General features: G+C 57.7%; 13 protein-coding genes. 7 read left to right on the forward strand and 6 right to left on the reverse strand.

Annotated features, from left to right (window positions below):
* Positions 1–42: 42 nt before the first annotated feature.
* A complete protein-coding gene (locus JG725_RS11000; protein WP_172290275.1) occupies positions 43–510 on the reverse strand; it encodes a YhcH/YjgK/YiaL family protein in 468 nt (155 codons plus the stop codon).
* Positions 511–977: 467 nt separating this feature from the next.
* Between JG725_RS11000 and pyrB the strand changes: the two genes are divergently transcribed.
* The 7 genes from pyrB to JG725_RS11035 all read left to right on the forward strand — a co-directional run bounded on the left by pyrB (position 978) and on the right by JG725_RS11035 (position 7,071).
* A complete protein-coding gene (pyrB, locus tag JG725_RS11005) occupies positions 978–1,913 on the forward strand; it encodes an aspartate carbamoyltransferase (RefSeq protein ID WP_172290276.1) in 936 nt (311 codons plus the stop codon).
* Between the two features lie 15 nt (positions 1,914–1,928).
* Positions 1,929–2,393 (forward strand): aspartate carbamoyltransferase regulatory subunit, encoded by a 465-nt coding sequence (pyrI, locus tag JG725_RS11010; RefSeq protein ID WP_172290277.1) that lies wholly within the window; start codon positions 1,929–1,931, stop codon positions 2,391–2,393.
* Positions 2,394–2,506: 113 nt separating this feature from the next.
* A complete protein-coding gene (gene ridA / locus JG725_RS11015) occupies positions 2,507–2,893 on the forward strand; it encodes a 2-iminobutanoate/2-iminopropanoate deaminase (RefSeq protein WP_172290278.1) in 387 nt (128 codons plus the stop codon).
* 234 nt (positions 2,894–3,127) lie between these two features.
* A complete protein-coding gene (locus JG725_RS11020) occupies positions 3,128–4,567 on the forward strand; it encodes a circularly permuted type 2 ATP-grasp protein (RefSeq protein WP_172290279.1) in 1,440 nt (479 codons plus the stop codon).
* Positions 4,561–5,490, forward strand: coding sequence for an alpha-E domain-containing protein (locus JG725_RS11025; protein WP_172290280.1), 930 nt, complete (start codon positions 4,561–4,563; stop codon positions 5,488–5,490). Before JG725_RS11020 ends, JG725_RS11025 begins: the two co-directional genes overlap by 7 nt.
* On the forward strand, positions 5,487–6,311 hold the full coding sequence (locus tag JG725_RS11030) for a transglutaminase family protein (RefSeq protein ID WP_172290281.1): 825 nt from the start codon (positions 5,487–5,489) through the stop codon (positions 6,309–6,311). Before JG725_RS11025 ends, JG725_RS11030 begins: the two co-directional genes overlap by 4 nt.
* Before the next feature lie 22 nt (positions 6,312–6,333).
* Positions 6,334–7,071 carry a proteasome-type protease gene (locus tag JG725_RS11035; protein ID WP_199378005.1) on the forward strand — a complete coding sequence of 246 codons (738 nt, stop codon included), beginning with the start codon at positions 6,334–6,336 and terminating at the stop codon, positions 7,069–7,071.
* Between the two features lie 3 nt (positions 7,072–7,074).
* Here the strand turns inward: JG725_RS11035 and JG725_RS11040 are convergent, their stop codons facing one another.
* The 5 genes from JG725_RS11040 to JG725_RS11060 form a co-directional block, all read right to left on the reverse strand.
* Positions 7,075–8,658, reverse strand: a complete 1,584-nt coding sequence (locus tag JG725_RS11040) for an ABC transporter ATP-binding protein (protein WP_199378007.1) — start codon at positions 8,656–8,658, stop codon at positions 7,075–7,077.
* The gene (locus JG725_RS11045) at positions 8,651–9,472 is read right to left on the reverse strand and encodes an ABC transporter permease (protein WP_172290284.1); all 822 of its coding nucleotides are present in this window, start codon (positions 9,470–9,472) and stop codon (positions 8,651–8,653) included. The genes JG725_RS11040 and JG725_RS11045 overlap by 8 nt, the downstream gene beginning before the upstream one ends.
* A 63-nt stretch (positions 9,473–9,535) precedes the next feature.
* Positions 9,536–10,522, reverse strand: a complete 987-nt coding sequence (locus tag JG725_RS11050; RefSeq protein WP_172290428.1) for an ABC transporter permease — start codon at positions 10,520–10,522, stop codon at positions 9,536–9,538.
* A gap of 14 nt (positions 10,523–10,536) precedes the next feature.
* A complete protein-coding gene (locus JG725_RS11055; protein ID WP_199378009.1) occupies positions 10,537–12,081 on the reverse strand; it encodes an ABC transporter substrate-binding protein in 1,545 nt (514 codons plus the stop codon).
* A gap of 83 nt (positions 12,082–12,164) precedes the next feature.
* Complete coding sequence (locus JG725_RS11060; protein ID WP_199378011.1) at positions 12,165–13,073, reverse strand: homocysteine S-methyltransferase family protein; 909 nt, start codon at positions 13,071–13,073, stop codon at positions 12,165–12,167.
* Positions 13,074–13,186: the final 113 nt, after the last annotated feature.

Raw genomic sequence — 13,186 nt, forward strand, 5'->3', positions numbered from 1 at the left:
TCTGCGCCACCCCGGCGAAGGGCCGGGGTGGCGCAACGCCGATCACCGCACCAGCGATGCGTCAATCTTCACCACCGCTTTACGCACGTGCGCAGGCTCCCCTACCGCACATAACGGCTTATGCACCTCGCCCGGATAGAAGACCACAAAGTCGCCTTCCCGCATCACAATCTGTTTTTCCTGTTCCCCGCACGGCAAAAAAGCGATGTCTTTATCCGCCAGCCAGTCAACGTCCGGCTTGCCGGCCGGCAGGTTGCTGAACGTCATCCCTTCCACGCCCGACAGAATAATCTGGATATCCAGATATTTGGCGTGATACTCGGCGCGGCGATTTTCAAACAGATCGGTACTGTCATTGGAGAGCAGCACAAATGCGTTATCACCGTCGATATCATGCTTACCCAGCGGCGTCTGGGCCGTAATATGCCGCTTAACGTGCTCGATGGCGTCGCGCAGTTTTGCCGGCAGATAAGGAACCAACTCAAGGTGATGGATATTGCCTGTGATCATAATTTTTTCCCGTTTTAAAATAAAACCGCGTTTTATAAACTGAATTTTTACCCATGTTATACGCGCTGAACAGCATACCCGCCAGCACGTTATTCTGAAAAGGTGACCTGAATTTCATACTTTTATTTTGCCGTCGGTGACCTGCATTTCCTGCCGTGGGAGATATTCATCCGCAACCGATTGCCATGCGTAAAAAATCACGTTTTTCGCTTGAATTAGCCTCATCGGCGCGTATAATTCCCGACAATTTGCCGGGAGGGATCATGCACTGCTGCATAAAAAAAATCGCTGCGATTGTTGGTTATCAACCACAGCTGCCATCCGGTAGCCAGCCAGCGTTTTCCTTTCCGTTGCTTGACCGATCATTCATAAAGGCCCCTCAGTGAGGGGCTTTTTTTTGCCTGTTATCCAGGGCACGTCAGACGCGATATCTGTTTTCCGGCCTAACCGTAAGGAGAAAAACAAAAATGGTCAATCCGCTTTATCAAAAACACATCATTTCAATTAACGACCTCAGCCGAGGGGAGTTGGAACTGGCATTGCAGGTTGCCGCCAGCCTGAAAGCCAACCCGCAGCCTGAGCTGTTAAAGCACAAAGTGATTGCCAGCTGTTTTTTCGAAGCATCGACGCGTACGCGCTTATCCTTTGAAACCGCGATACATCGTCTGGGCGCCTCGGTGGTGGGCTTCGCCGACAGCAGTAACACCTCGTTGGGCAAAAAAGGCGAAACGCTGGCCGACACCATCTCGGTTATCAGCCAGTATGTGGATGCGATCGTCATGCGGCACCCGCAGGAAGGGGCATCCCGTCTGGCCGCGGAATTTTCCGGCGGCATTCCGGTACTGAACGCCGGCGATGGCGCCAACCAGCACCCGTCGCAAACGCTGCTCGATCTGTTTACCATTCAGGAAACCCAGGGACGCCTGAGCAACATCAATATCGCCATGGTGGGCGACCTGAAATATGGGCGCACCGTGCATTCGCTGACGCAGGCGCTGGCGAAATTCGACGGCAACCGCTTTTACTTTATCGCCCCGGACGCACTGGCGATGCCGGACTACATTCTGACCATGCTGGAAGAAAAAAATATTCCCTACAGCCTGCACAACAGCATTGAGGAAGTGGTCTCCGAGCTGGATATTCTGTATATGACGCGGGTGCAGAAAGAGCGTCTGGATCCGTCGGAATACATCAACATCAAGTCTCAGTTCGTGCTGCGGGCCGCCGACCTGAACGATGCGCGCGCCAACCTGAAAGTGCTGCATCCCCTGCCGCGCGTCGACGAAATCACCATCGATGTGGATAAAACGCCCTACGCTTACTATTTCCAACAGGCGGGAAATGGCATCTACGCGCGTCAGGCTTTGCTGGCGCTGGTACTGAATCGCGAACTGGTTCTGTGAGAGAGAGGAAGAGTCATGACTCACGATAATAAATTACAGGTGGAAGCCATCAAGCGTGGCACGGTTATCGACCATATTCCCGCACAGGTGGGTTTTAAGCTGCTGACGTTATTCAAGCTGACCGCAACCGACCAGCGCATCACCATCGGTCTGAACCTGCCTTCAAACCAACTGGGCCGCAAGGATCTGATCAAGATTGAGAACGTCTTCCTGACCGAGCAACAGGCCAATCAACTGGCGATGTATGCGCCGCAGGCCACCGTTAATCAGATCGATGATTACGATGTGGTGCGCAAACTGGCGCCGACGCTGCCCGATCATATCGACGATGTCTTAACCTGTCCGAACAGCAATTGCATCAGCCGCAGCGAACCGGTGTCGTCTTCGTTCAGGGTCAAACAGCGTGAAGGCGACGTCCATCTGAAATGTAAATACTGCGAAAAAGAGTTCGAGCGTCAGGCTGTCTTGCAGGATCGCTAAGCATCGCTGCCGCGCTTTCTTCGATTGCCCCGCTCGCAGACATTGCCTGAGGCAGGGCTTTTTTGAATAATGGCAGCACTCGCGTTCCTTTTACGTCCCAATCAGGAGATACCATGTCACGCACCATCAGCACCGAACAGGCTCCCGCCGCCATCGGCCCCTATGTACAAGGCGTCGATCTCGGCAGCATGATCATCACTTCCGGTCAAATTCCGGTTAACCCGAAAAGCGGCCTGGTCGCCGACGACATTACGGCACAGACGCGCCAGTCGCTGACTAACGTCAAGGCGATTGTCGAAGCCGCCGGTCTGAAGGTTTCCGATATCGTCAAAACCACGGTGTTCGTTAAGGATCTGAATGATTTTTCCACCGTCAATGCGGCCTATGAAGCTTTCTTTACCGAACACGATGCGCCTTTCCCGGCGCGCTCCTGCGTTGAAGTCGCTCGTCTGCCAAAAGACGTGAAAATCGAAATTGAAGCGATCGCCGTTCGTCGCTAAGCCCTGTCATTGGTCATAAATGTAAAAAGACGCACCATGATGGTTGCGTCTTTTTTATTGTCTCGCTCTCCGCCTCACACCCTGAAGCGAACCGCCGCGGTGCAGGCACGTCAACGGCCGCCCCAATAGAGTGCGAAATCGTTGGCTAAATAATGATGGCGACACGTTTCGCTGAAATGGCGCATTTTATGCATTGCACTATTATCGCTATTAAGCGTGATGCAGGGGATGACCATGATAAAAATGACGCTTCCGACACCGTCTTACTACGATGAGATGCTCTCCGTAGAAGGCAGGCAACGCCAGCACTACAATTCCTATTGGCAATGGTTGCAACAAACCGACCAGCAGGCCATCAGACAGAAAAAGGAGCAGGCTGAACTGCTGTTTCACCGCGTCGGCATCACCTTTAACGTCTACGGCGAAGAAGGCGGCACCGAGCGTTTAATTCCTTTCGACAGCGTACCGCGGATTATTCCCGCCCATGAATGGCGTCAGCTCGATCTCGGCATCCGCCAGCGGGTACAGGCGCTGAATGCGTTTCTCTACGATATCTATCATCAGCAGCATATTCTCAAAGCCGGCATTATTCCCCACGAACAGGTGCTGGCGAACGATCAATACCAACCCTGTATGCAGGGCGTGGATTTACACAACAATATTTACGCCCATATCACCGGTATCGATATGGTGCGCAACAGCGACGGCAATTATTACGTGCTGGAAGACAATCTGCGCACCCCGTCCGGCGTCTCCTATATGCTGGAAAATCGCAAGATGATGATGCGCTTGTACCCGGATCTGTTCGCCAGCCAACATATCGCCCCCGTCGAACGCTACCCCAGCTACCTGCTGCAAACGCTGCGCGAAAGCACGCTGGTGGACGACCCTACCGTGGTGGTATTGACGCCGGGACGCTTCAACAGCGCCTATTTTGAACACAGCTTTCTGGCGCAGCAGATGGGCGTTGAGCTGGTGGAAAGCGCCGATCTGTTCGTCAAAGAGGGGGCCGTCTATATGCGCACCACCGAAGGCCCTTGCCAGGTGGACGTGATTTATCGCCGCGTGGATGACGCGTTCCTCGATCCGCTGGCCTTCCGCGCCGATTCCATGCTCGGCGTGCCGGGTCTGCTGTCGGTGTATCGCGCCGGCGGCGTAGTGCTGGCCAACGCGATCGGCACCGGCGTGGCGGATGACAAGTCCATCTATCCTTACGTGCCGGACATGATCCGTTTTTACCTGTCCGAAGAACCGATTCTGGGCAACATCCCCACCTGGCAGTGCCGCGATCCCAAAGCATTGAGCTATGTGCTCGACAATCTGGACAGCATGGTGGTGAAAGAGGTTCACGGCGCCGGCGGCTACGGCATGTTGGTCGGCCCGCGGGCGACACGCCAGCAGATTGAGGATTTCCGCCTGCGGCTGTTGGCTAACCCGCACAATTACATCGCCCAGGAAACGCTGGCGCTGTCCACCTGCCCTACTTTCGTCGAGGACGGACTGGCTCCCCGTCACATTGACCTGCGCCCATTCGCCCTTTCGGGAGAGGAGATCCGGCTGATCCCCGGCGGTTTAACCCGTGTGGCGCTTACGGAAGGCTCCTTGGTGGTCAACTCTTCACAGGGCGGCGGCACCAAAGATACCTGGGTCATGGAGGAGGACGAATCATGTTAAGCCGCACAGCCAGTGAACTGTATTGGATGGCCCGCTATCTGGAGCGGGCGGAAGGCCTCGCCCGCGTGCTGGACGTGACCTACAAACTCTCCATGATGCCGCGTCACAGTCAGCAGCAGCGCGATCTGGCGCTACCGCTGAACCTGACCCATACGCATGAGCTGTTTCAGCATCGTTACGCCCGTTTCTCCATGGATAACCTGCTGAACTTTTTTGCGCTGGACAGCCAGAACCCCAGCAGTATCTACAACTGTATTGAAATGGCCTGGAACAATGCCCATGCCGTGCGCGGCAGCCTGTCCTCGGAAGTATGGGAATGTATCAACACCACCCGCATCGATATCCGCAATCTGCGCCATCAGGGGGTGGATAAAATCGGCATTGATGCGTTCTTTGACTGGGTGAAAGAGCGGGCCCACCTGTTTCGGGGCGCGATATTCGGCACCCTGCTGCGTAACGACGCCCAGTGCTTTATTCGGCTTGGCACCCTGATCGAACGCGCCTACGCCACCGCCCAGTTGCTCAGCCTGAAAGATCAGCAGTTGAACAGCGATCCCGATCCGGTACGGGAATACTACCGGCTGGATACGCTGCTGCGGGCCGTCAGCGCCCGGGAAGCCTATCACAGCATCTATCGCCAGCCGATCAGCCGTGAAACCGTCACCGAATTACTGGTGTTGCGTGAGGATGTGCCGCGTTCGCTGCACGCCTGTATCGGCGATCTGGTGCAGCAGTTGGAGGCGATCGGCAGTCAGCGGGCCAAGGTTCCCCACCGTCTTGCCCATCTTCTGCACGTCGAACTGCGCTTCAGTTCGCTTGACGACATCATCGCCGAAGGTCTGGATACTTATTTGAATCACTTCATTAGTAAAATCAATGAACTGGCTGACAGCATCCGCCATACCTATCTGGAGGCGCTATGAAACTGACCATTAATCACCTGACGCATTATCACTATGATGAAGAGGTGAAATTCAGCACCCAGTACCTGCGTTTGACGCCGCAGAACTCAGCCCGCCAGCAGATCCGCGAGTGGCGCCTGACGCTGCCCGCTTCAGCCGTCGCCACCACCGATGCTTACGGTAATGTCCTGCACGTGCTGACCCTCGATGTTCCGCATCACGACATCACCATTCACGCTCAAGGCGTGGTGGAAATCGCCGATAATGCAGAAGAGTCCTACCAGACCAGCATGGAGGATACGCTCTCGCCGCTGGTGTTTCTGCGCACCACGCCGCTGACCGAAGCCGACGGCAGCATTCGTGCGTTTGCAAAGCGCTATTACCGGCCCGATGCGCCGGAGGAAAGTCTGAACACGCTGATGGCGGAATTACAGTTGAAAATGCCGTATACTCCCGGCGCCACGCAGGTTCAGGATACCGCGGCGGAGGCTTTCGCCATGCAGAAAGGCGTTTGTCAGGATCATACCCATGTCTTCCTGGCCTGCTGCCGCAGCCTGAATATTCCGGCCCGCTACGTAAGCGGTTACGTGTATAGTCAGGATACCCAGCATGTGGCCATGCACGCCTGGGCCGAAATCTGGCTGAACGAGCGCTGGCAGGGATTTGATATTACCAATAACACCCGGCAGCTCCATCAACACCTGTGGCTGGCCGTAGGCATGGATTATCTGGATGCCTGCCCGGTACGCGGCACGCGGCTCGGCGGCGGGTGTGAAGAGATGTTTTCAGAGGCTGAAGTCCGCCTGTTTGAACAGCAACAGCAGGTACAGCAGCAACAGTAAATTTTTAACCAAAAGGTACTCTATGACGTACTGTGTGGCCATGCGTCTGTCCGACGGTTTGGTATTCGCTTCCGATTCCCGCACCAATGCCGGCGTCGATCACATTGCAACGTTCAAAAAACTGCATGTTTTTCATCATGACGGTGAGCGCGTGCTGGTGCTCCAATGCGCCGGCAATCTGGCTACCACCCAGAGTATCATCAGCCTACTCAGCGCCCGCATCGAGGCGCAGCACACGCCGAATCTGATGCAGGTCGATTCCCTGTATGACGCCGCCACCTTGCTGGGAGAAACCGTGCGTGAAGTGATCCACCGCGATAGCCAATCCCAGCAGAGCGGCAGCAATACCAACTTCGGCTGCAATCTGCTGCTGGGCGGTCAGATTGGTGATGAAGAACCGCGGTTGTTCCATATTTATCCCGAAGGCAACTTTATCGAAGCCACCCGCGATACGCCTTATTTCCAAATCGGCGAAAGCAAATACGGCAAACCGATTATCGACCGCGTGCTAAGCATGGATACGCCGCTGGAACAGGCCATGTGCTGTGCGTTGATCTCTATTGACTCCACCCTGCGCAGCAACCTGTCCGTCGGGCTGCCGCTGGATGTGATGATTTATCGCAATAACAGTTTCGACGTCAGCGAACAACAGCGCATCACCGAGCATAACGCCTATTTCACCACCATCCGTAAGGCGTGGGCGGAAGGATTGCTGCATACCTTTCGGCAGTTGCCGCCCTTCCCTGAGATAACCCAATAGCCGTCAATCGGCAGCGGCCATCGCCTGCTGTAGCCAGCCGCAGCGCATTTCCGGTACGGCATTCAGCAGCCGCTGCGTGTAATCATCCAGCGGCGGCGATAACGCGTCGTCAGCCGCGCCCTGACGAATAATCCGCCCGTTTCTCAGGACCGCCACGCTGTCCGCCACTTCACGAACCACATGCAGATCGTGAGTGATAAACAGATAAGAGACCCCGGTCTCCTGCTGAATCCTGGCCAATAGCGCCAGTACATCGCGCGCCACCAGCGGATCCAACGCGGAGGTCGGTTCGTCACAGACGATCACCGCCGGCGAAGCCGCCAGCGCCCGGGCAATGCAGACGCGTTGCTTCTGACCACCGGAAAGCGATGCCGGATAGCGTTCGGCAACCGTCGCCGGCAACCCCACCTGATGCAGCAACTCACCAACGCGCGCGCGCCGCAAGGCCGCGGGTAAATCCGTCAGGCAGGCGATGGCGCGTTCAATCTGCACGCCCACCGTCAAGCGAGGGTTCAGCGCCGTATCCGGATGCTGATGAATCATCTGTATCGATTGCAACTGCCGCCGGGTACGCTTCGCCAGTCTCGCAGGCAGAGGTTCGCCCGCCAACGAAATGTCGCCGTCGCTCGGAGCGAGCAACCCGCACACCGCCCGGCCCAACGTCGATTTCCCCGAACCCGATTCGCCGATCACCGCCAGCGTCCGTCCGCGGCTTAGTTGCAGGGAAACCGAATCCAGCACGCGTTGCCGATCGTAGTGAACACTGACCGAACGGATATCCAGCAGCGCCGTGTTCAGCGGCGGCTGAGGCTGCTTGCGCTCGCCTCTCACCTGCAACAGTTGCCGGGTATAGGCTTCTTTGGGCTGGGCCAGCAGTTGCGCCGTTTCGCCCGTTTCAACCTGACGGCCGTGACGCAACACCATAATACGGTTGCTGAGCTGGGCCACCACCGCCAGATCGTGACTGATATACAGCGCGGCGACGCCGGTTAAACGAATAATGTCGTCGATCGCCTTCAGCACCCCCAGTTGCGTGGTGACGTCCAGCGCCGTGGTCGGTTCATCAAAGATAATCAGCTCAGGGCCGGCGCACATCGCCATCGCTATCATCGCCCGCTGAAGCTGGCCGCCGGATACCTGATGCGGATAACGTTTGAAAAACAGCGCCGGTTGCGGCAGGGAAAGCTGCTCGAACAGCGTCAGCGCCCGTTCGGTGGCCTGCCGGCGAGACAGCACTCGATGGCGTACCGCGGCTTCAATCACCTGTTCGCCGATGGTTTGCGCCGGATTAAACGCCGCGCTGGCCGACTGCGCCACGTAGGCAATGCGCCTGCCGCGTATTTTACGCAGTTGCCGCGCCGGGAGCGCCGCCAGATCGGTATTGTGAAACCAGATCTTCCCGTGCTGAATCCGCATGCCATGACGGCAATGGCCGAGAATAGCCTGGCCGATGGTGGATTTCCCGGCGCCGGATTCGCCAATCAGCCCCAGCACTTCGCCTTTTTTCAGGCTGAAAGAGATGTCCTGTACCAGCGTCTGATCGCCGGCCGCCACGCGCAGTTGTTCAACGCGCAATAAATCAGCCATGCCGGCCTCCGCGCCAGTTGCGTTCGTTACGGCTCAGCAGCCAGTCGGCCACCGCGTTCAGCGACACCGCCAGCAGGGCGATGGCCGCCCCCGGCACCAGCGCCGCCCAGACGCCAAACAGGATGCCGTCTTTATTGTCGCGCGCCAATCCGCCCCAGTCCGCCGTCGGCGGCTGGATGCCCATGCCGAGAAACGACAGCGCGGAAAGAAACAGCAGGATGAAGATAAAGCGCATGGCAAACTCGGCCACCAGCGTGGTCAATGCGTTCGGCAAGATTTCCCGCCACAGGATCCAGCGCATGGATTCGCCGCGCATCCGCGCCACCTCAATAAATTCCTGGGCGGCGATATCTACCGCCAGCGCGCGGGCCACCCGCAATACCCGCGTGGCTTCAAGCCCCCCGAGCACCAGAATGATGGTCAACGTGCTCTTCGGCAACATCGCCAGCACCACCAGCGCCAGAATCAGCGTCGGGATCGCCATCAGCACGTCATTCACCCGCGAAATCAACTGATCCGCCCAGCCGCCGCATACGCCGGCCAAAAACCCCAGCAGCGTGCCAAGCAAGAAGGCCAGCAACGCCGCCAGCGCGGTGACCGCCAGCGAGGTACGCGTCCCCCAGATCAGGCGCGAGAACAGATCCCTGCCCAGATTGTCCGTCCCCAGCAGGGCGCTATCCGTCGGCCCCAGCCAGGCGCCGCCGATCACCTGTTCAGCCGGATAAGGAGCAATCCACGGCGCCAGCAGCGCCACGAAAATAAACCCGCCCAGCCCCAGCAGGCCGAGCAGTACGGAAGGTTTTATTACAGGCATTCAGTCGGCGCCCTTTTTCTCAGCATAGTGCATTCTCTCGCATGGCTTACTCTGTTCAGGGGATCAGCGGGCATGACGCAGACGGGGATTGGCGATCAGCGCCACCACATCCGCAACCAGGTTCAACAAGATATAAATCGCCGCCAGCACCAGCGCACAGCCCTGGATCACCGGCATATCGCGTTTGCTGATGCTGTCGACCATATACTGCCCCAGCCCGGCATAAACGAAAACGTTCTCCACGATCACCACGCCGACCATCAGGTAAGCCAGGTTCAGCACGATAACGTTGATAATCGGCCCCCAGGCATTCGGCAGCACATGACGCAGCAAGATAGCGGAAGGCGAAATGCCTTTCAGCAAGGCGGTATCGACATAGGCGGCGTTCTGCGCGTTGATCAGCGCCGCGCGGGTCATATTGCTCATATGTCCCAGCACCGCCAGCACCAGCGTGATACAGGGCAAGGCTATCGCGCTCAGTCGCGCTGATAACGGCATTCCGTCGCTCACGCTGCTGTTGCTGGGCAGCCAGAACAGGGTAATGGAGAAAATCAGGATCAGAAGATAGCCGGAGAAGAACTCCGGCAGCGCCACCGCCGTACGGGTAAACAGGCTTATCAGTTGATCGAGCCAACTCCCCTGATAGCGCACGGAAAGGAATCCCATCAGCAAGGCCAGCGGCACCGCCACCGCGGCGGTGACGCCGGCCAGAAACAGCGTATTTTCAAGACGCGCGAGCAGCACCGGAGCGATATTCTGGCGGCTGGTGAAGCTCTGCCCGAAATCCCCCTGTACTATCCCGCCCAGCCAGGAGAGATAACGGGATAGGGCCGGTTGGTCTAGCCCCAGTTGCAGGTTCAGCGCCTGCACCGCTTCCGGCGTGGCGGACTGCCCCAGAATAGCCGCCGCCGGGTTGCCCGGCAGTAATTGAATGCCGGCAAAAATCAGCACCGACACCACGGCAATCATCGCCACGCCCACCAGCAGACGACGCATAATCATCATCAGCAGTGGGGATCGCGCGCTAAAAAACCAGCCGTTACCTAACATCACATTACCTGTATTCAGCTTGCCAGCCACACTTTCTCCGCGGCGCGATTGCCGCTCAGCGGGAAGCCGGGGATGGCATTCAGGCCTTTGACTTTGGTGCTGCACGCATCCAACGCATCGGCATACAGCGGGATAATCTCGCTGCCCTGTTCCACCAACATCAGTTGAATATCGTGGTAAATCTGACGGCGCGTGTCTTCATTCTGTTCGCCGCGCGCAGACTGCACCAGTTGGTCAAAAGCCGGCTCATGCCAGAACGATTCATTCCACGGCGCCTGACTGGTAAACACCAGCGACAGCAGCGCATCGGCCGTTGGGCGCATCGACCAGTTGGAAGAAACGAACGGTTTTTTCATCCACACGTTATCCCAGAAGGCATCGTCCGGTACGCGTTCCACCGTCAGCGGAATGCCGGCGCGCTGGGCGGAAGCCTGATAGAGCTGACCGGCATCCACCGCGCCGGGGAAACCGGCATCGGCGACGGACAGCACCAGCGGGCCGTTGAATCCGGCTTTCTGCCAGTGATACTTGGCCTTTTCCGCGTCGTAGGGACGCTGTGGAATGTCTTTGGCGAAATAGCGATTCGACGGGAAGACGGGGTTATCGTTCGCCACGCTGGCGTAACCGCCCAGCACGGTATCGACGATCTGCTGACGATCGATGGCGTACTTCAGCGCCAGACGTCCATCCAGCGAGGTGAACGGCGCGACGTTGCCCAACCCGGGGAAAGTGAAAATAAACGCATCGCGCGAGCGCAGCAATTGCAGATTCGGCATCTTTTCAATGCGGCTGACAATGCGCGGGTTCACGCGGTTGATGATATGGGCGGAACCGCTGACCAGCGCCGCCACGCGCGCGGTGGAATCGTTCATCGCCAGCGTCTCCACCGAATCGACGTGCCCGCGTTCGCTGTTCCAGTGAGTCGGGTTGCGCTTCACAAGCGTACGCACGCCCGGCTGGAAGCTTTCCAGAATAAACGCGCCGGTGCCGATCCCTTTATCAAAGGATTCGTTTTCCGGCGTGATGGCGAAGTGCACATCGCTCAGCAGCGCGATAAATTCGACATTCGGTTCGTTAAGGCGAAGGGTGACTTCATGTGTCGCCGTCGCTTCCAGCGAGGTGACCGGGTCCAGATAGCCTTTTACCGCCGAGCTGGATTTTTCGCCGCGATGGTGGTTCAGGGAGTAAATCACATCTTTCGCCGTCAACGGGCGACCATCGTGGAAAGTTACGCCGGAACGGATTTTCAAAATCCAGGTACGGCCGCCTTCCGCGCTCTCCCAGGACTCCGCCAGCGAGGGGATCAGTTCGCCTTTTTCATCCAGTTCAACCAGATTGTTGAACAACTGCGAGCCGACAAAATACATGTAGGTTTCAAACCAGAACGCGGGATCGAGACGGTCGGTGCTGGAAGCGTTGTCCACGCCCACAATCAGGTGCCCGCCTTTCTGCGGCGTCTCATTGGCTTGCGCCCCCCAGGCATAGCCCAACGGCCAGCCCGCGGTTGCGGCCGCGACGGAAACCGCGCAGGCTCCCTTGATAAAATGACGGCGATTCATGATGTTATATTCCCTTGGTTATTCCATCCTGGTGGAATGATATGGTTATTATCGTTAGCGAAAATAAACGGAAAGCGTGTCTTTTATGCCTGACGCGGCAACGATTGCGCCAGACGGGCGATATGCTCCGGGCCAATGCCGCAACAGCCCCCCACCATCGTTGCGCCCTGCGCCGCCCACTCCCGGGCCAGTTGCAGGTAGCCTTCCGGGTGGGTATCGCTTCTCAGGCGGCTCAAGCCTTCATTGGCGCCGCGCTGATTATCTTCAGGTTCAAAGGCGTTGGCATACACGCCAATATTAATGGCGGACTGACGCTGGAGGAGAACGGATTTGGCCTGTTTCACCGCCGGCGCCATCACTTCGGGACGGCTACAGTTGAACAGCAGGCTACTCGCGCCGAGCCGGATCGCGGTTTCAGCCGCGGCGGTGACGGTTTCGCCGGATCGCAAATGGGCATGGCCCTGTTGGTCGACGTCATCTTCCAGCGTGAAAGAGAACCACAGCTCGCGCGTGTCGTCAGACAGCAGCTCGCGCACCAGCGCGACTTCAGCCAGCGAGCCCTGCGTTTCCGCCAGCCACACATCCACATATGGGCTGAGCGCCTCAATCAATACCCGCAGAATCGGCGCCGCGGCCTCGGCGTCAAACAGATCGGGGCGATAGGATCCCAAAACCGGCGGCAGCGAGCCCGCCACCCGTACGCTGCCGCCGGCGGCATCCGCCGCGTCCCGGGCCAGCTTCCCGGCCAACGCCGCCAGCTCCCGGCCACGCGCCGAGAAGACGTCATCGCCGATATGAAAAGGAACGACGGCGTAACTGTTGGTGGTAATGACCTGCGCGCCCGCCGCGATAAAGCTGTCATGCACTTGCCGAACATGTTGCGGCGATTCCATCAGCGCCAACGCCGACCACTCCGGCTGACGAAAAGGCGCCCCGACACGCGCCAGTTCACGCCCCATTCCCCCGTCCAGAATCAGAATGCTTTCCGCCATGGTCATTCCCCTGCCGAATCAATAAAAAGTGCGTTCACCTTACTTAAAACACATCTGGATGTCTAGATGCCTTGATAGCTAAATAACGGTAATCCATTGTAATGCCGCGTCCG

The sequence above is a fragment of the Brenneria sp. L3-3C-1 genome (assembly GCF_016456245.1).
Classification (GTDB): Bacteria; Pseudomonadota; Gammaproteobacteria; order Enterobacterales; family Enterobacteriaceae; genus Brenneria.